Origin of the sequence: Candidatus Kryptobacter tengchongensis (assembly GCF_001458555.1) — a bacterium.
Classification (GTDB): domain Bacteria; phylum Bacteroidota; class Ignavibacteria; order Kryptoniales; family Kryptoniaceae; genus Kryptonium; species Kryptonium tengchongense.
In genome coordinates, this window is sequence record NZ_CZVH01000054.1 from 16,426 (window position 1) to 41,873 (window position 25,448).

22 protein-coding genes are annotated in these 25,448 nt (G+C 36.6%); 18 read left to right on the plus strand and 4 right to left on the minus strand.

The window, feature by feature from the left end; all coding sequences use genetic code 11:
- The first annotated feature begins 6 nt into the window (after positions 1-6).
- Positions 7-3,264, plus strand: coding sequence for a transcription-repair coupling factor (gene mfd / locus AT685_RS04960; protein WP_072151780.1), 3,258 nt, complete (start codon positions 7-9; stop codon positions 3,262-3,264).
- Here the strand turns inward: mfd and lexA are convergent.
- Positions 3,214-3,843 carry a transcriptional repressor LexA gene (gene lexA, locus AT685_RS04965; protein WP_072151781.1) on the minus strand — a complete coding sequence of 210 codons (630 nt, stop codon included), beginning with the start codon at positions 3,841-3,843 and terminating at the stop codon, positions 3,214-3,216. The genes mfd and lexA overlap by 51 nt on opposite strands.
- Positions 3,844-4,080: 237 nt before the next feature.
- Between lexA and mraZ the strand changes: the two genes are divergently transcribed.
- From mraZ to AT685_RS05045, 16 genes are read left to right on the plus strand one after another with little or no spacing between them, the layout of a single operon-like run.
- Positions 4,081-4,527 carry a division/cell wall cluster transcriptional repressor MraZ gene (mraZ, locus tag AT685_RS04970; protein WP_072151782.1) on the plus strand — a complete coding sequence of 149 codons (447 nt, stop codon included), beginning with the start codon at positions 4,081-4,083 and terminating at the stop codon, positions 4,525-4,527.
- The gene (gene rsmH, locus AT685_RS04975) at positions 4,524-5,459 is read left to right on the plus strand and encodes a 16S rRNA (cytosine(1402)-N(4))-methyltransferase RsmH (protein WP_234696246.1); all 936 of its coding nucleotides are present in this window, start codon (positions 4,524-4,526) and stop codon (positions 5,457-5,459) included. Before mraZ ends, rsmH begins: the two co-directional genes overlap by 4 nt.
- A complete protein-coding gene (locus AT685_RS04980; RefSeq protein ID WP_072151784.1) occupies positions 5,456-5,743 on the plus strand; it encodes an FtsL-like putative cell division protein in 288 nt (95 codons plus the stop codon). The genes rsmH and AT685_RS04980 overlap by 4 nt, the downstream gene beginning before the upstream one ends.
- The gene (locus AT685_RS04985; RefSeq protein ID WP_072151785.1) at positions 5,740-7,776 is read left to right on the plus strand and encodes a penicillin-binding protein; all 2,037 of its coding nucleotides are present in this window, start codon (positions 5,740-5,742) and stop codon (positions 7,774-7,776) included. Before AT685_RS04980 ends, AT685_RS04985 begins: the two co-directional genes overlap by 4 nt.
- Positions 7,773-9,263 (plus strand): UDP-N-acetylmuramoyl-L-alanyl-D-glutamate--2,6-diaminopimelate ligase, encoded by a 1,491-nt coding sequence (locus AT685_RS04990; protein ID WP_072151786.1) that lies wholly within the window; start codon positions 7,773-7,775, stop codon positions 9,261-9,263. Before AT685_RS04985 ends, AT685_RS04990 begins: the two co-directional genes overlap by 4 nt.
- 2 nt (positions 9,264-9,265) lie before the next feature.
- Complete coding sequence (locus AT685_RS04995; protein WP_159420483.1) at positions 9,266-10,660, plus strand: UDP-N-acetylmuramoyl-tripeptide--D-alanyl-D-alanine ligase; 1,395 nt, start codon at positions 9,266-9,268, stop codon at positions 10,658-10,660.
- Positions 10,661-10,664: 4 nt separating this feature from the next.
- Positions 10,665-11,780 carry a phospho-N-acetylmuramoyl-pentapeptide-transferase gene (gene mraY / locus AT685_RS05000; protein ID WP_072151788.1) on the plus strand — a complete coding sequence of 372 codons (1,116 nt, stop codon included), beginning with the start codon at positions 10,665-10,667 and terminating at the stop codon, positions 11,778-11,780.
- Positions 11,777-13,159: a UDP-N-acetylmuramoyl-L-alanine--D-glutamate ligase gene (murD, locus tag AT685_RS05005; RefSeq protein ID WP_234696247.1), complete on the plus strand. Its 1,383-nt coding sequence runs from the start codon at positions 11,777-11,779 to the stop codon at positions 13,157-13,159. The genes mraY and murD overlap by 4 nt, the downstream gene beginning before the upstream one ends.
- Entirely contained in the window at positions 13,156-14,250 is a 1,095-nt protein-coding gene (locus AT685_RS05010; RefSeq protein ID WP_072151789.1) for an FtsW/RodA/SpoVE family cell cycle protein, read from the plus strand. The genes murD and AT685_RS05010 overlap by 4 nt, the downstream gene beginning before the upstream one ends.
- Position 14,251: 1 nt before the next feature.
- Positions 14,252-15,358, plus strand: coding sequence for an undecaprenyldiphospho-muramoylpentapeptide beta-N-acetylglucosaminyltransferase (murG, locus tag AT685_RS05015; RefSeq protein ID WP_072151790.1), 1,107 nt, complete (start codon positions 14,252-14,254; stop codon positions 15,356-15,358).
- The gene (gene murC, locus AT685_RS05020) at positions 15,342-16,739 is read left to right on the plus strand and encodes a UDP-N-acetylmuramate--L-alanine ligase (protein ID WP_072151791.1); all 1,398 of its coding nucleotides are present in this window, start codon (positions 15,342-15,344) and stop codon (positions 16,737-16,739) included. The genes murG and murC overlap by 17 nt, the downstream gene beginning before the upstream one ends.
- The gene (gene murB, locus AT685_RS05025; RefSeq protein ID WP_072150411.1) at positions 16,726-17,643 is read left to right on the plus strand and encodes a UDP-N-acetylmuramate dehydrogenase; all 918 of its coding nucleotides are present in this window, start codon (positions 16,726-16,728) and stop codon (positions 17,641-17,643) included. Before murC ends, murB begins: the two co-directional genes overlap by 14 nt.
- Entirely contained in the window at positions 17,640-18,362 is a 723-nt protein-coding gene (locus AT685_RS05030) for a cell division protein FtsQ/DivIB (protein ID WP_072151792.1), read from the plus strand. Before murB ends, AT685_RS05030 begins: the two co-directional genes overlap by 4 nt.
- A gap of 17 nt (positions 18,363-18,379) precedes the next feature.
- A complete protein-coding gene (ftsA, locus tag AT685_RS05035) occupies positions 18,380-19,612 on the plus strand; it encodes a cell division protein FtsA (RefSeq protein ID WP_072151793.1) in 1,233 nt (410 codons plus the stop codon).
- Between the two features lie 22 nt (positions 19,613-19,634).
- Positions 19,635-20,816 (plus strand): cell division protein FtsZ, encoded by a 1,182-nt coding sequence (gene ftsZ, locus AT685_RS05040; RefSeq protein WP_234696248.1) that lies wholly within the window; start codon positions 19,635-19,637, stop codon positions 20,814-20,816.
- Between the two features lie 3 nt (positions 20,817-20,819).
- On the plus strand, positions 20,820-21,101 hold the full coding sequence (locus tag AT685_RS05045; RefSeq protein ID WP_072151794.1) for a 4a-hydroxytetrahydrobiopterin dehydratase: 282 nt from the start codon (positions 20,820-20,822) through the stop codon (positions 21,099-21,101).
- A gap of 5 nt (positions 21,102-21,106) precedes the next feature.
- Here AT685_RS05045 and dcd read toward each other — a convergent pair whose 3' ends face one another.
- From dcd to AT685_RS05060, 3 genes are read right to left on the minus strand one after another with little or no spacing between them, the layout of a single operon-like run.
- Positions 21,107-21,643, minus strand: a complete 537-nt coding sequence (gene dcd / locus AT685_RS05050) for a dCTP deaminase (RefSeq protein ID WP_072150415.1) — start codon at positions 21,641-21,643, stop codon at positions 21,107-21,109.
- Between the two features lie 14 nt (positions 21,644-21,657).
- Entirely contained in the window at positions 21,658-23,052 is a 1,395-nt protein-coding gene (locus tag AT685_RS05055) for a sigma-54-dependent transcriptional regulator (RefSeq protein ID WP_072151795.1), read from the minus strand.
- Between the two features lie 4 nt (positions 23,053-23,056).
- Entirely contained in the window at positions 23,057-24,631 is a 1,575-nt protein-coding gene (locus tag AT685_RS05060; RefSeq protein WP_072151796.1) for an ATP-binding response regulator, read from the minus strand.
- Positions 24,632-24,747: 116 nt separating this feature from the next.
- Between AT685_RS05060 and AT685_RS05065 the strand changes: the two genes are divergently transcribed.
- The coding region (locus tag AT685_RS05065; protein WP_143713130.1) for a hypothetical protein at positions 24,748-25,448 on the plus strand (701 nt) is incomplete at its 3' end.

Sequence of the window (25,448 nt, forward strand, 5' to 3'; positions counted from 1 at the left end):
TTGGAAATGGACTTTGTTGAAAGAATTTTTAAAATAGATAAGTTTGAGAGATTAGGCGAATTTCTCAAGAGCAATGATACGATAATAAATTTGAAAAATGTTTCAGGTTCACTTTTTAGTTTTATTGTTGCATATGTGTATCAGAACATAGGGGGGAAAATCATCGTTTTAGTTCAAGATGAAGAATTTGGGCATAAGGTTGCGGACGATCTAAATTTCATCATTGGTGAGAACAAAGTTTTTGAATTTATCCCAGACGAAGATATGCTTGCGGATGATATAGATGTTTTGAAAGTAAAATTTGCGTATGAATATGCACAAGGGGAAAAGATAATTATCCTTTCAGTAAAGCAAATTGATGAAAGAATACCTTTAAGTAAAGAACTTAACTTTTATTCCTTCCCGATCTCGGTTGGAGAGAAAATAAATTATGACCATTTCGTCTCTTATCTTTTAAGAAGTGGATTTGAGAGAAAAAGGTATGTTGAATCAAGAGGGGATTACAGCATAAGGGGAAGCATAGTTGATGTTTTTGGCTTTGTGGGTGAGTATCCTGTAAGAATAGAGTTTTTTGACGATGAGGTTGCCTCAATAAGGGAATTTGATATTTTCACACAGAGGTCGCTTCGTAACTTAAATCGGACGCTGATCGTTCCGAAACTTGTTGATGTGAATGTTGAAATGATTGAAATCTCAAAGTTGCTTAACGATTCTATTTGTATCATTGAGGATATAAACCTTGTAATTCAAGCGCTTGATGAAGATATATTTGAGGGGGTTGAGTTTAAAAAATTAATCAATATCTTGCGACTTGAAGCAGGGAATTTTAGTGGAAATTTGATGGATTTTTCATCAAAGGGACAACCATTTTTTAATAGCAGTATAACTTTATTTTCCGATGAAGTTTCAAGGATGCTCAAAAACGGGTTTGAGGTTTATCTTCTCTGTGATGGGAATGAGCAAATGGAAAGGATGAGGGAACTTGTTGAAGAGACGATGGGGTTTGAGCAAATGGCAAAGATTCATTTTAAAGGGAAATCTCTAAATTTAGGCTTCATCTTAATGAAGGATAAAATCGCTGTTCTTACTGAACATGAGATTTTCAATAGGATCAAGGCGAGAAATTTTCTAAAATACCGAAAATTTAAGGGTATCACACTTCACGAGCTTGAAATGTTAAAGCCGGGTGATTTTGTCGTTCATGTTGATTATGGCGTTGGTAAATTTGTGGGGCTTCAAAAGATAAAGATAAACGGGATTGAACAGGAAGCAGTTCGGCTTGAATATGCTGATGGAGGAATTCTTTATGTGAATTTGAATTATATCAACAGGATAAAAAAGTATCGCGGAGAAGAAGGGGTTGTTCCAAAGTTAAATAAACTTGGCTCGGCTGAATGGGAAAAACTTAAAGAACGAACAAAAGATAGCATTAAAAGGGTTGCAAGAGACCTTATATGGCTTTACGCAAAGCGAAGTTATGTAAAGGGATTTAAATTTTCGCCTGATAATTATCTGCAAAAGGAAATGGAAGCTTCTTTTATTTACGAGGATACACCAGACCAGCGGAGGGCAACAATTGAAGTTAAACAAGATATGGAAAGCGAAAAACCAATGGATAGATTAATATGTGGTGATGTTGGTTTCGGGAAAACAGAGGTTGCCATAAGAGCATCTTTCAAAGCAGTTCTTGATAAAAAGCAGGTTGCGGTGCTTGTCCCAACAACGATCCTTGCCCATCAACATTATAAAACATTTAGGGAGAGATTGAAAAATTATCCTGTCAGAATTGAGGTTCTTTCAAGATTGGTTCCAAGATCAAAGCAATTGAAGATAATTGAAGACATTGAGAAAGGGGATGTTGATATTATCATTGGAACACATAGATTGCTTTCAAATGACATAAGATTTAAAGACCTTGGCTTGTTGATCATAGATGAAGAGCACAGATTTGGAGTTGAAGCGAAGGAGAAGTTGAGGAAAATGAAGGTTAATGTGGATACCTTGACTTTGAGTGCTACTCCGATCCCGAGGACGCTTTATTTTTCGCTTATGGGTGCAAGGGATATGTCAATAATTAACACCCCACCGCCAAATCGTCTTCCGATAATCACAAAGATAATAACTGTTGATTCTCCGAGGTTTAAAGATATCGTTAAAAATGCAATTTATTATGAGATAAGCCGAGGGGGTCAAGTTTATTTTGTGGTTGATAAAATTGTAGAAATTGAGGAGGTGGCTAAATTTTTAAGTGGGATTGTTCCAGAGTTAAAATTTGATGTGGTTCATGGTAAGATGAAGCCATCGGCGATTGAAAAAGTGATGTTGAGATTTCTTGAGCAGAAATTTGATATTTTAATTTCAACGAAGATAATTGAGGCGGGGATAGATATTCCAAATGTGAATACTATTTTCATTTACAATGCGCACACATTTGGGCTTGCTGAAATTTATCAACTTCGTGGGAGAGTTGGGCGTTCAAACAGACAAGCGTATGCTTACCTTATAATACCACCTGTTGAAACGATAGGGACAAATGCAATTCGTAGATTATCCGCAATTGAAGAATTTACTGAACTCGGTTCGGGTTTAAATCTTGCTTTAAAAGATATGGAAATTCGTGGAATTGGAAATTTGTTCGGGAAAGAGCAAACGGGATTTATAAATTCCATCGGTTTTGATCTTTATTGCAGGATTCTTGAGGAAGCGCTTGAAGAATTAAAAGCGCAGGAGTTTAAAGAGATTTTCAAAGATGAAAAAAAGTTGAAGAAAAAATTTGATGCCATCGTTTCTGTTGATGTGAGCGCTTTCATTCCTGATTATTATGTTGATTCTGACTCTGAACGATTCAGCTATTATCAAAAATTGTATGAAGCGGGGAGTTTAGATGAAATTGATGTGATAAGAGATGAGCTTGAAGATAGGTTTGGGAAGTTACCAGAAGAGGTTGAAAATTTGATTTTTGTTTCAAAGATAAAACATTTATGTGAAAAGAATTACATTCAGCGGGTTGAGGTCGGGAGGGAATATGTTGTCGTTATTTTGAGGGAGGAGGTGTTGAATTCGGAAGTTTTCAGGGAAATAGTTGATGTTTTTTCAAGGGGTTCAAATTTGAAGTTTGAAAAAAGAGGCAAGGAAACGAGACTGGTATTAAAGTTTAAATATTCAACTTCGGTGAGGCAAAATCTTGTTAAATTCTATGGTTTGCTTGAGGAGTTATCGGTTCAATTTTCTGATTATGAGAGAAACTTCTCCACCAATCCATAAGGTTTTATCCTCTTCTTTAAATTTGAGGGTTTCATAACCTCTGCTTGATGGAATTAGGTAAATTTCTCCATTTTCGTTTTTATAGTAGCGAATTAATCCTTCGGTGCCTACCACAGCGAAGACAATGCTTCCATTCTTTATATCTGGATTTTGTGTTACTATTGCGATATCTCCTTTGAAAATTCCGTATTTCTGCATCCCATCGTCTGGAACTTCAAGTGCAAATAGAGGTGAATGGGCGAACAATTTGGGGTCAAGCTTGATGGTTCCACTTAAGTTTGCAAACATCATGAAAGGATTTTGAGAGTCAAATGTTGAAACAAGAGGTATTTCTTTGATTTCGTTCGGCGTTTCATTTAGTTTGAAATTGTTGATGTTTATGTTTCTTGATTTGAAGTTTGTCCGCTGTATGTATCCTTTTTTTTCAAGCGCTTTCAAAATTGAATGAGCTGAATTTGTTGATTTAAAGTTAAACTTTTTACATATCTCTCGTATTGTTGGGGGTTTTTGATTTTCAATTGTGTATTTTCTGATGAATTCAAGGACCTGGTTTTGCCTTTTTGTTAATGTTTTTTCCATTCACTTTTCTCCTTTTTTAGGTTTTAACAGAGCTTCTATGATTTGGTTTAATATATTGAACATTTGTTCAAAAATCAAGTCTTGGTTAATTTTACCATTAGAGCCTCTTTTTGTAAAAGCGAAATAACGCATTTGGGCTTGCAAATTGAGGTGAAGGCTTGACTGGAGAATTTAAAAATGTATATTTAAAGTGCAGTGGTAAATTGTGGTGAATTGTGGTAAAAAAATTAAGTTTTTATGTCATCATTTAAAGGAAGTTACATATACGCAGTGGACGAGAAAGGGCGAGTGAGCATCCCGGCGAGGATGCGTAAGTATCTTTCGCCAGAGGCAAATGAAACTTTTGTGATCACAAGGGGCACTGAGACTTGCCTTTTTCTGTTTCCGCTTGATGAATGGGAAAAGCTTGAGAAAAGATTAAAAGAGCTGAACACATTTAATCCACAGCATCGGTTGTTAGTTAGAATTCTTTTGATGTGGGCTGTTGAGGTCACGCTTGACAACCAATCAAGGATAATGATTCCAAAAAATCTTCTTGAGTTTGCGAAAATTGATAAAGAGGCACTTATAATTGGTGCTCTTGATAGAATTGAGATATGGAATCCAGAGGTCTTTAATGAATATGTTAATACTCAACCTGAAAGTTATGAAAGCATTGCAGAAAAAGTTTTGGGAATGAAATGATGGAGAAAGTTTTTCACATACCTGTGATGGTTGATGAGGTGATGAAATTTTTGATAACGAGGGACGATGGGATTTATGTTGATGGAACTATTGGAGGTGGAGGTCATAGCGAGGAAATTTTAAAGAGGACGAATGCAAAAGTTATAGGTTTTGATATTGATCCGGAGGCGGTGAAATTTGCAAGTGAGAGGTTGAAAAGTTTTGGGGAAAGGATTTTGATCCTTAACAAAAATTATGCAAGTGTGAAGGAAAGTTTGAAAGAAATTGGTGTGGAAAAAATAACAGGTTTTTTGCTTGATCTCGGGGTTTCATCTTTTCAGCTTGACCATGGTGGCGGTTTTAGTTTCAGATTTGATGATAAACTTGATATGAGAATGGACAGAGGCTATGAGTTGACAGCTGAATATATCTTGAACAATTATTCTGAAAGGGAAATATCTGATATAATTTTCAGGTTTGGGGAAGAGCCAAGGGCAAGGGCGATAGCAAGGGAAATTGTAAGATATAGGCAGAGAAAAAGGATAGAAACGACCGGCGAGCTTGTGAAGATAATTGATAAAGTTGCAAGCAAAAAATATAGATTAAAAGTTCTTGCAAGGGTCTTCCAAGGTTTAAGAATAGCTGTGAATAAAGAACTTGACAATTTAAAAATTGCGCTTGACTCCGTGATTGATATTATTGAGAGGGGTGGGAGGATTGTTGTTATCTCTTATCATTCACTTGAAGATAGAATTGTGAAGGCATTTTTCAAAAGCAATGAAAGAAGATGTATTTGTCCGCCTGATGTTTCAGAGTGTAGATGTGGGAAAGTTCAAGTGATAAAAATTCTCACGAAGAAACCTGTCGTTCCAAGTGAAAGAGAGATAAGTTCAAATCCAAGGGCGAGGAGTGCGAAGTTGAGAGCTGGAGAAAAAATTTTTGAATTTTCATGAGTAAGGAAAAAGATAAAATAACTGGAGCGAAGATTTTTATTTTTCTTTTATTTGCTGGCTTGATAACGGTTGTGTATATATGGAATTCTTTCATTGTTGATAGAAGAGCTGATGAGATTGTTAAACTTGAAAGAAGGCTTGAACAGTTGAAAATGGAGAAATTGCTTCTTGAGGCGAGGTATGAAAAGCTTGTTTCGGTAAATTATATCGTTCCGTATGCAAGGCAAAATCTCGGGCTTACTTTCCCGAAGGTAAACTCAAAAGAAATTGTGATAAGGAAGTGAGTTTTGAAGTTAAAAATAATGCTGGAAAAGATTTTGGGATTGTTTTTAAAAGTAGGTTGAACTTTTTGTTTTACCTTTTCATCGTGTTTATTGTATTTATTGTGTTGAGACTTTTAAAGGTTCAGATTTTTGACCACAGGTATTATGTTTCCCTTTCAAATGTTCAGTATTACACAAAGATAACTTTACCAGCAAAGCGTGGTTTGATATTTGATAGAGAAGGGCGGATTCTTGTGACAAATCATATTGTAGCGGATATCGGTGCGGACCCATTTTATTTGAAGAAAATTGGTGCAAATGTGGATAAAGTTGCGGATAAGCTTGTGAGAATTTTTGGGGGTGAGAAAAGAGATTATCTCGAAAAATTGCGAGAAAGTGATAAAAGATTTATCTGGCTTGTTAAGAACGCAACATCCGAAGCAATTGCTAAATTTGATGAATTTGTGAACGGTTTGAGGTCACGCCGAGAAAAGGAGATTTATCGGGGGATAATTAAAATTGAGAAGTTTAAGAGATATTATCCGTATGATAATCTTGCAAGCCATGTGCTTGGAGCTGTTAATAGCGATGGTGAAGCTTTGATGGGGATTGAACTTGAATTTGATAAAATTTTAAGAGGGGAAAATGGTTTTATGAAATTGACGAGAGATGCGCTTGGTGATGTGAAGGCGTCGGTTGAGATTGAAAAAGTTGAGCCAATTGATGGGTATAATTTAAAATTGACGATAGATGTTGGCGTTCAAACGATAATTGAAACGGAGCTTGAGAAAGCGGTAAAAGAATTTAAAGCAAAAAGTGGGGTTGTAATAGTTGTTGATCCGTGGACTGGGGATATACTTGGGCTTGCGAATTATCCAAATTTTAATCCAAATAATTATTGGTTATTTGATTCGGAAAGATTCAAAAATAGAGCAATCATTGACGCTTTTGAACCAGGCTCAACATTTAAAATTGTTCCAGCTTCGCTTTTACTTGAGAAGGATCCGTCAAAGTTAAATTTAAAAGTGGATGTTGAAGGAGGTAAAAGCATCATACGAGGGGTTAGGGTAATTGATTTTAAACCCAATAGTTTTTTGAGTTTTAGGGAGGTTTTGAAGTATTCAAGTAATATAGGGATGGCGAAGCTTGGGCTTGAGCTTGATAAAATTGAATTTTATAGGCATATCAAAAACTTTGGTTTCGGGACTTATACTGGCATTGAGCTTCCTGCGGAAGCACGAGGGGAGGTAAAAGTGCCTGATAAATGGTCTCCTGCGACAAAAATTTACATGTCTTTCGGGTATGAATTGAGGGCAACAGCACTACAGATTGCAATGGCTTATGCGAGTATTGCAAACGGGGGAATTCTGTTTAAACCAAGAATAGTAAAGGAGATAATCAATTCAAGGGGTGAAGTTGTCAAGAGTTTTCCAGTCGTCAAAATCAGAAGGGTTATTTCAGAGTCAACGGCGAAGGTTTTAACAGATATACTTGAAGAAGTTGTAAATGAAGGCACTGGGGTTCAGGCAAAAGTTGAAGGTTTAAGAATTGCTGGGAAAACTGGCACAGCGCAGATGTATGAGTTCGGTTTTTATTCAAAATCACATTATCGTGCTTCATTTGTTGGGTTTTTCCCTGTTGATAAACCAAAATATGTATGCTTTGTCATGCTTGAATCACCCGAGAAAAACTATGCTGGTGGAATCGTTGCAGCGCCTGTTTTTAGAAGAATCACGGAACAGTTAAGCAATTTATCTCCAATTGAGTTTGAACCAGGTAGAAAAGATTTCACTGCTGGTAAAAGCGAGAAAATATCATTTTTAGAAAAAACAGAGACAGAAAATGTTGAAAGTGTTAATTTGATGCCCAATTTAAAAAATTTAAGCATTCGTTCTGCGCTTGAGAGAATTTCATCCTTTGATCTAAAAGTTAGCATTGTTGGGTCTGGTATAGTTGTTGAGCAAAACCCAAAGCCAGGAACAAAGATAAAACCTGGGATGGAATGCGTTCTTTACTGTCGGGATGATTTAAAAGTAAGTTGGAACGAAAGATGAATCTTTCCAGAATTTTAAAATATCTTAAGGTTAAGAGATTCGTTGGTGATGAAAATCTTGAGATAAAGGGTATTGCTTATGACTCCCGTGTGGTTAATGAAGGGGATCTTTTCGTTGCGATAAAAGGCTTAAATGTTGATGGGCATAGATTTATTCCAGAGGCTGTGCTTTCTGGTGCGGTTGCAGTTGTGCTTGAAGATGATGTGATAGAAGATAGTTATTTTGTTGAAAGAGGAGTTGCGAAGGTTGTCGTTGCTGATTCAAGGAAAGCACTTGCGCTCATTTCGTCTGCGTTTTACGATTTCCCGTCGCAAAAGTTAAAGCTTATAGGTGTAACTGGAACGAATGGGAAAACAACGACAACCCATCTTATTAAATCAATTCTTGAATCATCTGGTTTAAAAACTGGTTTAATTGGGACGATAAACTATGTAATTGAAGATGAGATAATCCCAGCTGGACAGACAACGCCAGAGTCAGCTGAAATTAATATGTTTTTGAGCAAGATGATTGAAAGAGGGATTTCGGCGTGTGCAATGGAAGTTTCATCACATGCTTTGGCACTTGATCGTGTTTATGGTCTTGATTTTGATGTCGGTGTTTTTACAAACTTAACACAAGATCATCTTGATTTTCATCGGACATTTGAGGCGTATTTACAAGCAAAGAAAATTTTGTTTGATTCATTAAAGCAATCTGCTTATGCAATTTACAATATTGATGATCCAAACGGCGAAAGAATTGTCGCTGATACAAAAGCGATGAGATTATCTTATGGAAAGAGCGAAAGAGCAGATATCAAGGTTAAGGATGTGAGGTTGGGTTTTGAGGGGACATATGTTGTTATTCAAACACCAACGGAAAATGCACTTGAGATAAATTCAAAATTAATTGGTGAGTTCAATGTTTATAACATTCTTTCTGCAGTTGCGGTCGGTTATGTTCTTGGAGTTGAACATGAAGATATAAAAAAGGGGATTGAAAAACTTGAAAATGTCAAGGGGAGATTTGAAAGGATGATTTCGCCAGATGGTTATACTGTGATAATTGATTATGCACATACACCCGATGCGCTTGAAAAATGTATTGATACGATTTTGAAATTGAAGGAACAATCTGGCGGAGGAAAACTGATAACTGTTTTTGGATGTGGTGGTGATAGGGATAAAGGTAAAAGACCAATAATGGGAAGAATTTCAACCGAGAAAAGTGATATCACAGTTATAACTTCGGATAATCCAAGGTTTGAAGATCCTGAAAAAATCATATCTGATATTCTTGAGGGGGTAAAGATAAATTCGGTTTATTACATTTTTGTTGACCGTAAGGAAGCAATTTGGAGGGCGCTTGAGATGGCAGAGAAAGGCGATATAGTTTTGATTACTGGGAAAGGGCATGAGGAGTATCAAATAGTAAGGGATGTAAAAATTCCATTTAGCGATAGTCAGGTTGTTTTGGAGTTTTTTCAAACTAAAAGAAAGGTATAAAGTTGAGTTTAAGTATTAAGCACATAGAAGGCATGGGTTTTGTTTCTGCGATGAATTTGAGAAAGATTGAAGGGAAGAGGATTGTCGGAGTTTCAACTGATTCAAGGAGGATAAGGAAAGGCGAGATATTTTTTGCGATAAAGGGAGAAAAATTTGATGGTCATGATTTTGTTAAATCTGCTTTTAGAAAGGGTGCTGTTGCTTGCGTGGTTAATTCTGAATGGTTTGAAAAAAATGTGGGGAAATTCAAAGGGAAGGTTTTAATTGCTGTTGATGATACTTTAAAAGCGCTTGGCAGGCTTGCGAATGCTTATAGGAAAGATTTTGACATTCCAATAATTGCCATTGCTGGGAGTAATGGTAAAACAACTACGAAAGAGATGGTAGCGTCGGTTCTCGGGCAAAGATATAGAGTTTTAAAATCGGAGGGAAATCTTAATAATCAAATTGGTGTTCCGCTGACGCTTTTCAAACTTAGAAAAAGACATCAAATTGCGGTGGTTGAGTTTGGGACGAATCATTTTGGCGAGGTTAGATATTTGTGTGAAGTTGCAGAGCCAAATTATGGTTTGATAACGAACATAGGACGGGAGCATATTGAATTTTTTGAAAACCTTGAGGGGGTTGCAAGGGAAGAAGGTTCGCTATTTGATTATCTTTATGAGAGAAAGGGATTTGTTTTTGTTAATGTTGATGATGTGTATTTAAAGAAGATGGGTGAAAAATTTAAAGACAAAATCACATTTGGCTTTTCGGAAGATGCGGATGTTAAAGGGGAAATAATTGAATTTGATTCGCTTGCAAGATTTAAATTTAAAGTCAAATTCAATGGAAAGGAGCAAGTTTTGAAACTGGCAATTCCAGGCGAGCATCTTGTGATGAATGCACTTTGTGCGTTTGCGGTTGGATTAAAGTTTGGGGTTCCGCTTTCGCTTATTAAGAAGGCTTTGCAATCTTATAAACCATTTTCAAAGCGGATGGAAGTCGTGAAGATAAAAGGGATAACGGTGATAAATGACACATACAATGCAAATCCTGATTCCATGGTGGCGTCACTTAAAACGCTCGTGCAGATAAAATGTTCGGGTAAAAGAATCGCGGTGCTTGGTGATATGCTTGAACTTGGATCATATTCCGAGGAGGCACATAGGGAAGTTGGTCGGAAGGTGGCTGAGTTTGGAATTGATTATTTATTTACTTATGGTTCAGCTATGCACTATGCTTATGAGGTTGCTTCTAGTTTGATAAAACATGCGATGCATTTTGACGATAAGGATCTGCTTGTTTATCATCTTTTTGAGGTGGTGGGGAAAGGAGATGTAATTCTTGTAAAAGGTTCAAGAGGTATGCAAATGGAAGAAGTGGTTGAAAAATTTATAAAACTTATAGGGGCTTGAGGTAATGTTATATTATCTTTTTGATTGGATAAATAGGTTGTATGCACCTCCTGGATTTGACGCCTTCAGGTTCATAACATTTAGAAGTGGTCTTGCTGTGTTAACTTCTTTGATTATTTGTTTCTGGTTTGGACCGAAGATAATTAATAAATTGAAGGAGAAACAAATTGGTGAGATGGTTCGTGAGGATGGACCCGAAAGACATAAGGCTAAGGCGGGAACCCCAACGATGGGTGGTTTAATAATTCACCTTGGGATTCTTGTGCCGATTTTGTTATGGGGGGATTTGAAAAATATGTATGTTTGGCTGATAATTCTTGTCACGATTTGGCTTGGAATCGTTGGTTTTATTGATGATTATCTCAAGGTTGTTAAGAAATATCCGAAAGGTTTGATTGCAAGGTATAAGTTGATAGGACAAATAAGCATTGGTTTAATTGTTGGAGTTATACTTTATAATTCGCCCGAATTTGATGGGATAGAAACTATAACGACATTACCGTTTATAAAGAATTTGAATTGGGATTATGTTTATTGGTGGATTTATATTCCCGTTATCGTTTTTATAATAACTGCGACATCAAACGCTGTGAATTTAACAGACGGGCTTGATGGGCTTGCAATTGGAACTGTTGGGATTGCTGCTTTAACGCTTACGGTTATGGCTTATGTTTCGGGACATATTGAGTTCAGTAGATATTTAAGTATAGTTTATCTTCGTGGTTCTGGAGAGCTTTCCGTTTTTCTTTCTGCACTTGTTGGTGCATCACTGGGGTTTTTATGGTTTAATGCTTATCCGGCACAGGTTTTTATGGGGGATACTGGCTCGCTCGCACTTGGTGGAATAATTGGTGCGGTTTCAGTGATGATAAAGAAAGAACTTTTGCTTCCGGTCTTCGGTGGCATTTTCGTTATAGAGACATTGAGCGTGATAATTCAGCGTCTTTATTTTAAGTATACAAAGAGAAAATATGGTGAAGGGAGAAGAGTTTTCAAAATGGCGCCAATTCATCACCATTTTGAACTTCTTGGGTGGGATGAACCAAAGATTGTGATAAGGTTTTATATCATCGCAATAATTTTTTCAATTTTAAGCTTGGTCACATTTAAAATTAGATGAAAAATTTTATGAGTTTGACAGCTCAAAGTATCAGTGGCAAAAGAATCAGCGTGATTGGAGGAGCAAGAAGTGGTCTTGCGGTGGCAAAGCTTCTTAAAAAACTTGGTGCGGATGTTTTGATAAGTGATATGAAAAATATTGAGGAAATAAAGTATGTTAAGTTTACAACAGATGAGCTTAGTTCGCTTGGGATAAGATATGAATTTGGTGGACATAGTGAGAAGGTTTATGATTGTGATTTCATGGTGATAAGCCCTGGTGTTCCATCAAACGCGCCTGTTGTTAAAAGAGCGATAGAACTTGGGGTTAAAGTATGGAGCGAGATTGAGGTTGCGTCTTGGTTTTGTAGGGCGCCAATTGTTGCTGTGACCGGGACAAATGGAAAAACAACGACGACAAGTTTGATTGGACATATTTTCAAAACCGCTGGGTTTAAAACAATCGTAGCTGGAAATATCGGGACACCATTTTCGGATTTCGCCCTTGATGCAACTGAAGATAGCGTTGTAGTTCTTGAAGTGAGCAGTTTTCAACTTGATCATATTGAAAGTTTTAAACCCAAAGTGGCAGTTTTATTGAATATAACCCCTGATCATCTTGATAGGTATGATTCATTTGGCGATTATGTCATTTCAAAGTTTAGAATCTTTAAAAATCAAAAAGAGGATGATTTCGCAGTTTACAATTATGATGATGAAATAGTTCAGCCGTATGTTGAAGGTTTGGATGTTGTAAAGTTACCTTTTAGCGTTGTGGAAAAGTTGCCGTGTGGTGCATTTATTGAGGATGATCATATTGTCTTAAGCTATAAAAATAAAAAAGAGAAAATTTTAGAGATGAGGGAGCTAAAAATAAGGGGAATTCACAATGTTTACAATTCCCTTGCTGCTGCTCTTGCAGCGAGGGCAATGGAAGTAAAAGATGAAATAATAAGGGAAAGCTTACGAAGTTTTGAGGGGGTTGAACATCGGCTTGAGTTTGTCCGTGAGATAAATGGTGTTAAGTTTATCAATGATTCAAAGGCTACAAATGTAAATTCTCTATGGTATGCGCTTGAAAGTTTTGATGAACCGATAATTTTAATTGCTGGGGGAAGGGATAAGGGAAATGATTACTCAAAAGTTTATGATCTTGTGAAAAGAAAAGTTAAACTGATAATTGCGATAGGTGAGTCAAGGGAAAAGATTTATAACGAGTTTAAGAACTTAACCAAAGTCGTCAAGGTTGATTCAATGGATGAGGCTGTGAAAAAAGCTTATGAGGAGGCTAATCCTGGGGATGTTGTTTTGCTTTCGCCTGCATGTGCAAGTTTTGATATGTTCAGGGATTATGAGCATAGGGGAGAGGTTTTTAAGAAACTTGTGAATGAGTTGAGATGAAAAAATCGGAACAACAACATATTGATAGGATTTTGTTTTTGCTTGTTACCACTTTGATGTTTATCGGGCTTTTGGTTGTCTTTTCTTCAACGCTTTATATCGCAAGTTCAAGATATAATTCCGTAAGTTATTTTCTTGAAAAGCATTTTCTTAGGGTATTGCTTGGATTTGTAGTTATGGTTTTATTTGCTGTGTTTGTTGACTACAGGAAAATTAGAGAGTATGCACTTTACATTTTCATTACTGTGTTAATTTTATTGATTCTTGTTTTGATATTCGGTAAGGGGAATGCGACAAGATGGCTTTCAATTGGTCCGATAAATTTTCAAGTTTCAGAGTTTGCAAAAATTGGAATGATGATTTACCTTGCGTATTTGATTGAAAAGAATCGTGGGAGAATTACCGATTTTAAATTTGGTTTTTTCCCTTTGTTTTTTGTTGTTGCGCTTGTATCTGGACTTGTTTTATTGCAGAAAAGCTTTACAATGTCATTTTTGATTTTTGTTTCAGGTATCATTTTGATTTTTCTTGCTGGTGTTAAGGTAAAGCATCTTGCGATTATGTTATCAATAAGTTTTCCTGTGATTGTTCTTTTTTTTATAATTGAGCCATACAGATTACAAAGATTGCTTGCCTATATTGATCCTGGAGGTGCATTGGGTAGGGTTAGATATCAGGCGTTGCAGGCTTTGATCGGGCTCGGGACTGGCGGTTTATTTGGGGTTGGTCCTGGGCATAGCAGGCAGCGTGAGTTTTATCTACCGCTTGCGTATGATGATTATATATTTTCAATTTTTGGTGAGGAATATGGCTTTATTGGTTCATTGTTTTTGATTTTTATCTTTTTTGCCTTTTTTTATCGTGGAATTAGAATTGCAAAATATGCTATTGATGATTTTGGGAAATTTCTTTCTGCTGGGATTACATTTTTGATTTTTCTGACGGCGCTTGTTCATATTGGAGTTGTTTCGGGGCTTTTGCCCCCGACGGGAATACCTCTTCCGTTTATAAGTTATGGTGGTAGCGCGATGATTTCAAATTGTATTGGAGTGGGTATATTGCTAAACATTTCAAAGCAAATTAAACATTGAGATGGTAAGGGTAATGTTTGCAGGTGGTGGAACTGGAGGACATATTTTCCCAGGGATAGCGCTTGCAGATGCGATTAAAAAAATTGAACAAAATGCTGAGATAATTTTTGTTGGCACGAAAGGAAGGATTGAATCAAGAGTTGTTCCAAAAGCAGGGTATAAGTTTGTGCCCATTTGGATTTCAGGTTTCAGGCGTTCACTTGATCCAAGAAATTTGCTTTTCCCGTTAAAGCTTGTTGTAAGTTTAATTCAATCTTTTTTTATTCTGAAAAAGTTCAAACCTGATGTTGTTGTTGGGACTGGTGGATATGTAAGTGGTCCTCCAGTTTTTGTTGCTTCTTTAGCTGGCATCCCAACGCTAATTCAAGAACAGAACAGTTATCCAGGGATCACAACCCGTCTTCTTTCGTCGCTTGTTGATGAGGTTCATATAAGTTTTGATATAACTCGTAAGTATTTGAAAAGGAAAGATAATGTTTTTCTCTCTGGGAATCCTGTAAGAAGTAATCTAAAAATTTATCCAAAGGATGAGGCATTGAGATTCTTTGGGTTAGATATAGGGAAGAAAACATTATTTATTTTTGGTGGCAGTGCTGGAGCAAGGTCAATAAATCAAGCGGTGCTTGAGGTAATTGATGAACTTATCAGTGAGGGAATTCAGGTAATATGGCAAACAGGGGCTCTTGATTTTGAAGATATTAAAAAAAGGTGTGAAGGTAAAGTTGGGGTGAGGGTTTTTAAATTTATAGATGAAATTGATTATGCTTATTCTGCCTGTGATCTTGTTTTGTGCAGGGCTGGGGCAACGACGATATCTGAAATTACATATTTTGGTGTTCCATCAATCCTTGTTCCGTATCCGTTTGCGACCGCAAATCATCAATATGAAAATGCAAGAGTTTTATTTGAAAATGGAGCTGGTGAAATTTTGCTTGACGCAGAATTAAAGTCAAAATTAAAGGAAAAAATTTTTAAATTGATCAATGATGATGAAAAGCTTCAAATGATGAGAGAAAAAGCGAAGGCGCTTTCTAACCCAAATGCAAGTGAATTAATTGCAAAATCAATTTTAAAATTGGCAAGGAAGAAAAATGTTCAGCACGGTTAAGAAAATACACTTTGTTGGAATTGGTGGAATTGGAATGAGTGGTATTGCGGAGATTTTGATTGACCAAGGTTTTAAGGTCACAGGTTCAGATAAACAATTGTCCGAGATTACGCAAAGGCTTGAAAATCTTGGGGCGAAAATTTATCAAGGTCATGCCCCAGAACATGTTGAAGATGATGTTGATGTTGTCGTTTATTCTTCCGCCGTAAAGATGGATAATCCAGAAATTCAGGAAGCGATGAGAAGAAAAATCCCAGTGATAAGAAGGGCTGAGATGCTTGCGGAGCTTATGAGATTGAAGTATGGGATTGGTATAGCTGGAACGCATGGGAAGACGACGACAACATCAATGGTTGGACTTGTTTTAATTGAAGGTGGCTTTGATCCAACGGTTATTGTAGGTGGAGTTCTTCGTGACCTTGGTGGGACAAACGCACGGCTCGGGCATGGAAATTTTATTGTCGTTGAAGCTGATGAATTTGATAGGTCTTTTCTTCAACTTACCCCAACGATTGCGGTCATAACAACGCTTGAAGCTGAACATCTTGATTCTTATGGGAACATTGAGGAATTAAAATCTGCCTTTGTTGATTTTGCCAATAAAGTCCCGTTTTATGGTTTTGTTGTCCTTTGCCTTGATGAGCCAATGATTCAAGACATAATGCCGCTAATAAAAAAGAGAGTTATAACCTACGGATTGAATGCTCAAGCAGATATTCAAGCTGTTGAGCCAGAGTTTAAAGAAAGAAGCTCATCTTACAATTTGATTTATAAGGGCAAAAATTATGGAAGGATAAACCTGCAAGTCCCAGGGCTTCATAATGTTAAAAATTCTCTTGCAGCGATTGCAGTTGGTATGGAACTCGGGATTGAGTTTGAAATAGTAAAAAGCGCTGTTGAAAAGTTTAAAGGTGTTTACAGACGCTTTGAAATAAGAGCTGAGGTTAACAATGTGATGGTCGTTGATGATTACGCTCATCATCCGACGGAAATAAAGGCGGTTCTTCAAGCAGCGAAAGACGGTTGGAAAAGAAGGGTTATAGCTGTATTTCAACCGCATCTTTATTCAAGGACAAGAGATTTTTATCAGGAATTTGGACGTTCTTTTTTTAACGCGGATGTTTGTGTTATAACCGATATTTATCCAGCGAGGGAAGAGCCAATTGAAGGTGTGACCGGTGAATTGATTGCAAATTCAGCGAGAAATTTCGGTCATAAGGAAGTTCATTATGTTCAAAATAAGGAAGAAATCCCAAATTATGTTTTAAAACTTGTTAAGCCTGGAGATATGGTCGTATTTATGGGAGCTGGTGATATAACAAGAATATGCGGCGATTTTATTAAAAAACTTAGTGACTCCTTCAAAGATGATAAATCTTGAAGAGATAAGAAAAATAGTTAAAGGTAAAATTTTGATCAACGAACCGCTTGCGAAGTATTCAACATTCAAGATAGGCGGACCGGCTGATTTATATATTGAGCCAAAAGATGTTGATGAACTTTTGAGATTGATACGATATCTTAAAGAGAAGGATATTGATTTTGTAATTCTCGGAAATGGAAGTAATGTTTTGATAAGTGATGCAGGTTTCAGGGGTGCGGTTATAAACCTTGAGGCTGGTTTGAATTTTATAAGAGTTGAAGGTGAATGTGTTATCGCAGGGGCTGGCGTTAAACTTGCAAAGTTTGTTGATTTCTGTATTGAAAATGGCTTTCGTGGAGTTGAAATGCTTGCAGGAATTCCAGGGACATTGGGAGGAGCTATAGTTATGAACGCAGGGGCTTATTCTGGTGAAATTTCAGATTATCTTATTGATGTAGATGTTATAAGAAATTTGGAACTCATTAGGTTGAACAAAGAGGATTGTGGGTTTGGATATAGAACTTCAGGTTTAACTAAAGATGTTATCGTTCAGGCGAGATTTAAATTCCCTTATGGTGATGTTAATGAGATGAGAAGGGTAAGGCGTGAAATTTTGATCAAGCGAAATCAAACGCAGCCTGTTAATTTCCCAAATGCAGGAAGCATTTTCAAGAATCCACCTGGAAATTATGCTGGCAAATTAATAGAGGAGGCAGGGTTGAAAGGAGTTCAAATTGGCGATGCTCAAATCTCCGAAAAACATGCAAATTTCATCATCAATAAAGGTAATGCAACCGCAAGCGATGTCCTTGAATTGATAAAACTTATACAGGATAAAGTTTATGAAAAATTTGGGATAAAACTTGAACTTGAAGTTAGATTAATTGGGTTTAAGGAAGAAGAAATTCAAAATTTGGTATGAGGTTGGTTGAAAGAGAAATAAAAATGTGGACGCTTTTAATTTTTATCGGCTTTATGCTTGTCCTGGTTTTTGGAGCAATGAACTGGCGTGAAAACAGAGTGGTAAATAAAATAATTGTTAAGGGGAACAAAGTGATACCTGATGAAAAAATAACCGATCTTGCTGATGTTAAGTTGGGTGTTAAAATTTCGGAGATTAACTTAGCCCAGATAAGAAGAAAAGTTGAGAGATATAGTTTTATAAAATATGCTGAAGTTTACACGAATTTGCCAGATGTACTTTTCATAGAGGTGCTTGAGAGAAAGCCTATTGCTATGACAATATATGGAGGCAGAATTTATTACATTGATTTAGATGGCAAGATTATCCCATTTGACGAGGTCGGAAGGATATTTGCGGTTCCTTTATTAAGCGGGATAAATTACAAACCGGTAAATCTCAATTCGGATACAATTGGGCAGATAAAAAAGCAATTTGAACTTATCAAAAATGCAATTGATGAAAAAGTTTATGATTTGATCTCTGAGGTTAGATTTGAAAATGGTGAATTTATCCTTTTTACATCAGAAGGTGCGGTTATGGTTTTTCTCGGTGGGGATAAAATTGGAGAGAAACTCATCCTGTTAAGGGAATTTTGGACTCAGGTTGTTCCAGAGCGTGGTTATCCTATTTACATTGATTTAAGATATGATGAAAAGTTATATGCGAAATTCAATTAAAAAATTGGGAATCGGTTATGGCGCAGATAATAGTTGGGCTTGACATAGGGACAAGTAAAGTTTGTGCACTTGTTGCATCAGTTGAAGAAAATGGAGATGTTAACATTCTTGGGCTTGCGAAAAGCCCGTGTGATGGGTTTATTCGTGGCGGGATATTTAACATTGATACTATATCCAGAGCGATACGGAATGTTATAAGCATGGTTGAAAATCAATCTGGCGAAGCTGTAAAAAAGGTTATCGTTGGCGTTGCTGGAAGTGATATTAAAGGGATTTTAAGTACGAGCGTGATCACAACTCGGGCTCCGAATCATGAGATCACTAAAGAAGATGTTGCACGCTTAATCCAGGATGCGAAAAATGTGCGGTATCCATCCGATAAGATTATTTTACATACATTGCCTCAGGAGTTCAAGGTTGATGGCATTGAGCACATAAAAGATCCTATCGGGATGATTGGGATAAGGGTTGAAGCAACGGTTCATATTGTGACTGCTTCTGTATCTTTAATTGAAAATTTCAGAAGAACTGTTAACAGAGCAGGTCTTGAAGTTGAAGAGTTTGTTTTTCAACCTCTCGCTTCTGCGTATTCGGTGCTTGAACCCGAGGAAATAGAAATCGGCGTAGCCTTAATTGATATTGGTGCCGGGACAACTGATGTCGCAGTTTTTGAAGATGGGATACTAAGATATACTGGAAGTTTGCCAATAGCTGGGGAGAGAATAACAGGAGATATAAGAAAAGCTTTTAGAATTCAAAAATATCTCGCTGAGGAATTAAAAGTAAAGGAAGGATATGCTTATTTAGATGCTATCACAGAGGATAAAAGCATTATAGTTCATGGGATTGGTAGCAGGGAGCCTTTTGAAATTACAAGAAGCATGCTTTGTCAGGTGATCCAACCAAGAGTTGAGGAGATATTTGAGATTCTTTATGAAGAGCATTTGAGAAAGCAAGGTTTTGCGAGAAGTTTGTCAGCTGGGATTGTTTTGACTGGTGGAACTGCTCTTTTGAAAGGGATAGTTGAGTTGGCAAGTAAAAAGTTTGAAATGCCCGCTCGCTTGGGGATCCCAACGAAAGGATTTGCAGGAGGATTTTTAGAGGAAGTTCAAAATCCAATTTATTCAACCGCTGCAGGTTTAGTTTTATATAAAGCTGAGGAAATTAAACAAGGAATGAAAAGCAAAGGAAGTGTTATTAATGAGACGGTGAAAAAGTTAAAAGATTTTTTCAAAACAATTTTTGGTTAAAAAACTAACTTTGGAGGCTGCCGTGATAACTTTAGCTGAGGGTTCAGAACAATCGTCAAATACTGGAGCCAGGATAAAAGTTGTTGGAGTTGGAGGATGTGGGTGTAATGCAATTAACAATTTAATTAAAAGGGGAATCACGGGCGTTGAGCTTATCGGGATTAACACCGACTTACAATCATTAACCGAGTGTAAAGCACCAATCAAAATTCAGGCGGGTAAAAGTTTAACCAAGGGACTTGGTGCTGGCGCAAAACCTGAAACTGGAAGAAAAGCAGTTGAAGAGGTGCAGGATGAAATTGAAAAATATCTTCAAGGAAGTGATCTTGTCTTTGTCACGGCTGGAATGGGTAAAGGAACAGGGACAGGAGGAGCCCCGATAGTGGCCAACATTGCCAAAAGCTTAGGAGCTCTCGTAATTGGAATAGTTTATACTCCATTTAGTTATGAAGGTAGCGCAAGAATGAAAATAGCGGAAGATGGTTTGAAAAATCTTAGGGAATCAGTTGATACTCTAATTGTCATAAGCAATCAAAAATTGCTTGCACTTGCCGGAAATTCGGATATACTTTCAGCAATTGAGTATGGAAATGAAGTTCTTAATAACGCTGTTCGTGGTATAACCGATATAATAATAAAGCCGGGAATAATTAATGTTGATTTTAATGATGTTAAAACTATAATGCGAGATATGGGAGATGCGCTTCTTGGAACGGGGTCTGCGAGAGGTGAACACAGAGCAACCGAAGCTTCGCAAAAGGCAATATCTAATCCATTGGTTGAAGGTCTCTCAATAGTTGGTGCAAAGGGTGTTCTAATTAACATCGTTGGGAGTAAAGTTACACTTAAAGAAGTTGAAGATGCAATTAAAGTTATAACTGATAAAACAGGAGAAGATGTGAATTTAATTTATGGTGTTGTCCTTGATAATTCAATGAACGATGAAATTATGGTCACCGTTATCGCAACTGGTCTTGGTGTGCCAACTTATCCGACGAAAAAAACACCACCTCACCCTTCTAAAAAAATAACCCCGGTTTATGATAGATCGGAAGATACCTCACGCACTGAAAATTTGAATGTGCCTGCATATATCCGCAGAGGAGTTATTCTTAACATAAATAAATCCGATATTCATAATGCTAAAGACGCAAAAGATGATGAAGATGATAATCCAACATTTTTAAAACAAGTTATGGATTAAACAATGAAACTTACTAAATCCGAATTAGAAAATAGATTGAAAAACTTAAACGGCTGGGTTTATAGCGAGACAAGTGATGCGATCGTTAAAGAATTTAAATTTAAAGACTTTCGTGAAGCGATGGCTTTTGTGTTAAGAGTTGCATTTGAAGCGGAAAAGCTTGATCATCACCCGGACATTTTTATTTCATATAATCGTGTTAATCTTTCCTTAAGAACTCATAGTGAAAATGGTGTAACCGAAAAGGATTTTAAGATAGCGGAGAAAATTGACAAAATTGAGTAAGTTGATTATATAAAATTCTTCCACATCATTGAGCCGATCGGTTTATTTGAACGCTGATTATATTTTGCACTTTTCTTTTTGTTATATGGTGTTAGAATTTCACCAGAGATTTCAAAGTAGATCAATTGTCCGATCGGCATTCCCGCATAAATTCTAACAGGTTGCTTGACTGAGATTTCAAGTGTCCAATGGTTGCAATATCCAGCGTCGCCTTTGCCGGCGGTTGAATGAATATCTATCCCAAGTCGTCCAACGCTTGACTTACCCTCAAGAAATGGAACAAAACCATGCGTTTCGGTGTATTCAAGCGTGACCCCAAGATAAAGTCTGTTTGGATAAAGTATTATCCCTTCCGGCGGGATTTTAAAATATTCAAGTTCGTTTTCAATTTTCGCATCAAGTATCTCGTTTTTATAAACCGCCATCCATTCGCCAAGATGAACGTCATAACTATTTGTCCCCAGGCAGTTTATATCAAATGGGTCAATTACAATGTTGCCTTTTTCAATTTCCTCAAGTATTCTTTTATCGCTAAGTATCATCTCTCCCTTGTAAATTATTTTAAGATTTTTCTTTGTTCAATTTTTAATTGTTCCATTCTATATCTTAATTTTGAACGACTGATCCCGAGGATTTTTGCTGCTTGAACTTGATTTCCGTTTGTCATCCTCAATGTTTGAATTATAAGCTCACGCAAAACTTTATCCATAGTTATTCCGTTGGGAGGAATTTTAAGAACAAAATCGCTTTCGTCGTTGGATTCAAAATCAACTTTTGGAACCTGAAGATGTTTTAGGTGTTCAGGTTTTATCTTTGTGTCATTTTCAATAAGTATTACTCTCTCTATTGTGTTGCGAAGTTCACGGATATTCCCAGGCCACGGATATGATTTTAAAATCTCAAGTGCTTTTTCATCAATATCGCTAAAGTTTTTTCTAAATTTTCTATTAAATTCATCAATAAAGCTCATCACAAGAAGCGGTATATCCTCTTTTCTTTCGCGAAGTGGTGGAAGATGTATCGTTGCTACGTTCAAACGGTAATAAAGATCACTTCTGAATCTGCCTGCTTCTACTTCTTCTTTGAGGTTTTTATTTGTTGAAGCGATAACCCTGACATTAACTGATATTTCTTTTGTTCCGCCAAGCCTATAGAACTTTTTATCCTGGAGGACTCGTAATAATTTAACCTGTGCTTCGGGGTTTAGCTCACCTATTTCGTCAAGTAGAAGCGTTCCGCCATGTGCGAGTTCAAATTTTCCCTGTTTCATTTTTTCAGTTGCACCTGTAAATGCCCCGCGCTCATATCCAAAAAGTTCGCTTTCAACCAAATCTTTTGGTATCGCTCCACAATTTATGGCAATAAACGGTCCATCTTTCCTCGGGCTTTTTTCGTGAATATATCTTGCAATAAGCTCCTTACCTGTTCCTGTTTCCCCCGTTATTAAAACGGTTGTATCTTCGCTAATTGAGTATTTTTCTGCAAGCTGCAGAGCCTCAAGAAATCCCTTGCTTTGCCCGATTAGGCGATATTCCCCTGCATGTTCTGCAAGTGTCTCCTTTAGCTGTTGGACCTCACGCTGAAGTTTGAGATTTTTAACTGCTTTTTGCATGGCAATCTCAAGCTGTTCAAAATCAAGGGGTTTGAGTATGAAATCATCCGCTCCGAGTTTTATCGCCTGAACCGCAAGGTTTACATCGGAATAAGCTGTTATCATAAGAACTGGAAGAGTGGGTTCTTCCTGCTTGATTTTTTTCAAAATGTCAAGTCCATTTTCACCTTTCAAAAAAATATCAAGCAAAATTATATCAGGTCGCTCATTCTGCAGATTTTTCAATGCTTCCTCCCCAGATAGATACGAGGCAACATTATATCCTGAATCATTCAAAACCTGTGTTATGGATTGATTAAAAAGCTCGTCATCATCAATCACCATAACTTTGAACTTCATTTTGCTACCTCTCTTGTTTTACCTTAAATTTTAAATAAAAGGTTGTTCCACGATTTACTTCGCTTTCAACTTCAATTTTTCCATCATGCTGGTTCATAACTTGTTTGCTTATTGCGAGACCAAGCCCTGTGCCATCGCTTTTTTTTGTGTAGAATGGTTCAAAAATTTTTGTAAGCTCATCTTTTGGAATTCCACAACCAGTATCAGAAATTGAAACGACAACATAATCCATATCGTTTTCCATTTCACGATATGACTTTATCTTTATTTGACCAGCATTATCAATCGCATCAACCGCATTTGTCAATATGTTTAGTATGACCTGCTGGATTTGCTTAAAGTCAATTTTAACTTTTGGAAGGTTCGGTTCAAGTTTTGTTATTATTTCAATTTTTTTCTTAAGCGTTGATATTTCAACAAGTGGGAGAGTTGCATTTATAACATCGTTTATGTTTTCTTCTTTGACGATTGGCTTACTCGGTTTAGCAAAGTTTAGTGTTGCCTCAACTATTTTTTCAATTCTACGAACACCTTCAAGTGCAAGATCAAGATATTTTCTTTCTTGAGCTCCCTCTGGAAATTTTTTAAGTAGAAATTGAAGATTAACATTTATCGCAGAGAGCGGATTTCTTATCTCGTGGGCAATTGATGCGGATAATCTCCCAAGCGAAGCAAGCTTTTCCGTTTGTATCAGTTCTTCCTGAATTTTTCTTTTCTCCGTTAGGTCTGAAACTATAACTTGAATTGTGCTTGTATGTGCGTAGCCAATTAAATTAGCCGTCATCTCAACGAATTTTTCTGTTCCTTCAAAATCAATCATGGTCGTTTCAAAATTAACAACCCTTACGCCCTTAAAAAGTGGCTGGAAAAATTTTTTATACTTTGCAAAATTTAAATTTAAAATCTCATCCCTTGTGCATTTCAAAAGGGCTTCCGCCTGATCGTTTGCGTCAAGGACCATCCATGTTTCTGGTTGAACAATAAAAATTGGCTTTCCTGCGTTTTCAAACAGGCTTTTATACTGCTCGTGTGAAATTTGAAGCTCTTCGTTCATTTTTCTTAACATCTCGTTTGCTCGCTCAAGCTCATACATTTTATCCTCAAGCTTGCGAATTAAAATAGTGTTGTATTCCCTCAGATATTGAACATCGTCACCTATTGATTCAATTTTTGAAACTTGGTATTTCTCTTTTTGAAGCAGTTTTTCAACTGTGTTTATAAGAATTTGAATGTCAACCGGTTTAACTAAATAAGCATCCGCCCCAAGGCTAAGCCCGAATTTTTCATCTTCAGGGTCGGTGTAATTTGCAGTGTAAAATATGAATGGGACGTTTTTAAAGAATTCAATTTTTTTCACCTCTCTACATAGTTGAAATCCATCCATCTTTGGCATTAGAACATCCGAAATTATGGCATCAACCTTTTCTTGCTCAAGAATTTTAAGAGCTTCAATCCCGTTGCTTGCGGTTAAAACAGCGTGACCCATAGTTTCAAAAACTTCCTTTAAAAGTTCAAGGCTTTCGCTTACATCGTCAACGATCAATATCTTCATGGATGTTTTTCTAAAAAGTTTTAACATTAAAAATATAGAAAATTGACTGAAAATTGTCAAAGGAAGTCATCTTTGTGTGGCTTTTTAAATTGTTTTTTGCAAATTTTTGTTTATAAATTTAGCGAAAACAAAAAGCACATTTTATGTCGTCGCTTGATATAGATTCGTCTCGTCGTGGGATGAAATATTCAATCATTGAGGGAAGTTTCGCAACGGTTTTTATAGTTCTTTCAACGGGTGCATTTTTGACAGGTTATGCTTTAATGCTTGGTGCCAATGAATTTATTATTGGGTTAATTGGTGCGATTCCGTTTATATCGCAGACGATGCAAATTTTGGGTTCTTATCTTTTAAAAAGGTACAAAAGCCCTCAAAAGCTTTCCATCATTGCGAGCATATTTAATCGCTGGATCTGGGTTGTCTTGATTTTTTTGCCGTTTTTAAATCTTGGATCTGAAATAAAAATTTTAATTTTTCTTTTAACTCTTCTTATTTCTTTCTCGTCTGGGAGCATTCTTGCAAACATTTGGACAACCTGGATAGGGGAAATTGTCCCCAAAAGTGTTTGGGGTAAATACTTTGGCAAGAGAACTGCTTATAATAATATCGTCAATGTTGCAATTTTCTTCATCTCTGCCCTCATACTTGATGATTTAAAGAAGATAGACATAAAGATTGGATATCTTGTCATAACATCAATTTGTTTTATAAGTGGTGTCATCACAACATTTTTATTCAAACATCACCCTGATGTAAAATTTGAGTTGGAGGGTGGGGGTTCGTTGAGGGACGAGATTTTAAAGCCGTTAAGAGATAAGAATTTTCGCAGTTTTATTTTGTTTTT

Excerpts from the sequence above, each read along its gene's own strand:
- mfd (WP_072151780.1), top strand. The coding sequence starts at position 7 with ATGGACTTTGTTGAAAGAATTTTTAAAATAGATAAGTTTGAGAGATTA.
- lexA (WP_072151781.1), bottom strand. The coding sequence starts at position 3,843 with ATGGAAAAAACATTAACAAAAAGGCAAAACCAGGTCCTTGAATTCATC.
- mraZ (WP_072151782.1), top strand. The coding sequence starts at position 4,081 with ATGTCATCATTTAAAGGAAGTTACATATACGCAGTGGACGAGAAAGGG.
- rsmH (WP_234696246.1), top strand. The coding sequence starts at position 4,524 with ATGATGGAGAAAGTTTTTCACATACCTGTGATGGTTGATGAGGTGATG.
- AT685_RS04980 (WP_072151784.1), top strand. The coding sequence starts at position 5,456 with ATGAGTAAGGAAAAAGATAAAATAACTGGAGCGAAGATTTTTATTTTT.
- AT685_RS04990 (WP_072151786.1), top strand. The coding sequence starts at position 7,773 with ATGAATCTTTCCAGAATTTTAAAATATCTTAAGGTTAAGAGATTCGTT.
- mraY (WP_072151788.1), top strand. The coding sequence starts at position 10,665 with ATGTTATATTATCTTTTTGATTGGATAAATAGGTTGTATGCACCTCCT.
- murD (WP_234696247.1), top strand. The coding sequence starts at position 11,777 with ATGAAAAATTTTATGAGTTTGACAGCTCAAAGTATCAGTGGCAAAAGA.
- AT685_RS05010 (WP_072151789.1), top strand. The coding sequence starts at position 13,156 with ATGAAAAAATCGGAACAACAACATATTGATAGGATTTTGTTTTTGCTT.
- murG (WP_072151790.1), top strand. The coding sequence starts at position 14,252 with ATGGTAAGGGTAATGTTTGCAGGTGGTGGAACTGGAGGACATATTTTC.
- murC (WP_072151791.1), top strand. The coding sequence starts at position 15,342 with ATGTTCAGCACGGTTAAGAAAATACACTTTGTTGGAATTGGTGGAATT.
- murB (WP_072150411.1), top strand. The coding sequence starts at position 16,726 with ATGATAAATCTTGAAGAGATAAGAAAAATAGTTAAAGGTAAAATTTTG.
- AT685_RS05030 (WP_072151792.1), top strand. The coding sequence starts at position 17,640 with ATGAGGTTGGTTGAAAGAGAAATAAAAATGTGGACGCTTTTAATTTTT.
- ftsA (WP_072151793.1), top strand. The coding sequence starts at position 18,380 with ATGGCGCAGATAATAGTTGGGCTTGACATAGGGACAAGTAAAGTTTGT.
- AT685_RS05045 (WP_072151794.1), top strand. The coding sequence starts at position 20,820 with ATGAAACTTACTAAATCCGAATTAGAAAATAGATTGAAAAACTTAAAC.
- dcd (WP_072150415.1), bottom strand. The coding sequence starts at position 21,643 with ATGATACTTAGCGATAAAAGAATACTTGAGGAAATTGAAAAAGGCAAC.
- AT685_RS05055 (WP_072151795.1), bottom strand. The coding sequence starts at position 23,052 with ATGAAGTTCAAAGTTATGGTGATTGATGATGACGAGCTTTTTAATCAA.
- AT685_RS05060 (WP_072151796.1), bottom strand. The coding sequence starts at position 24,631 with ATGTTAAAACTTTTTAGAAAAACATCCATGAAGATATTGATCGTTGAC.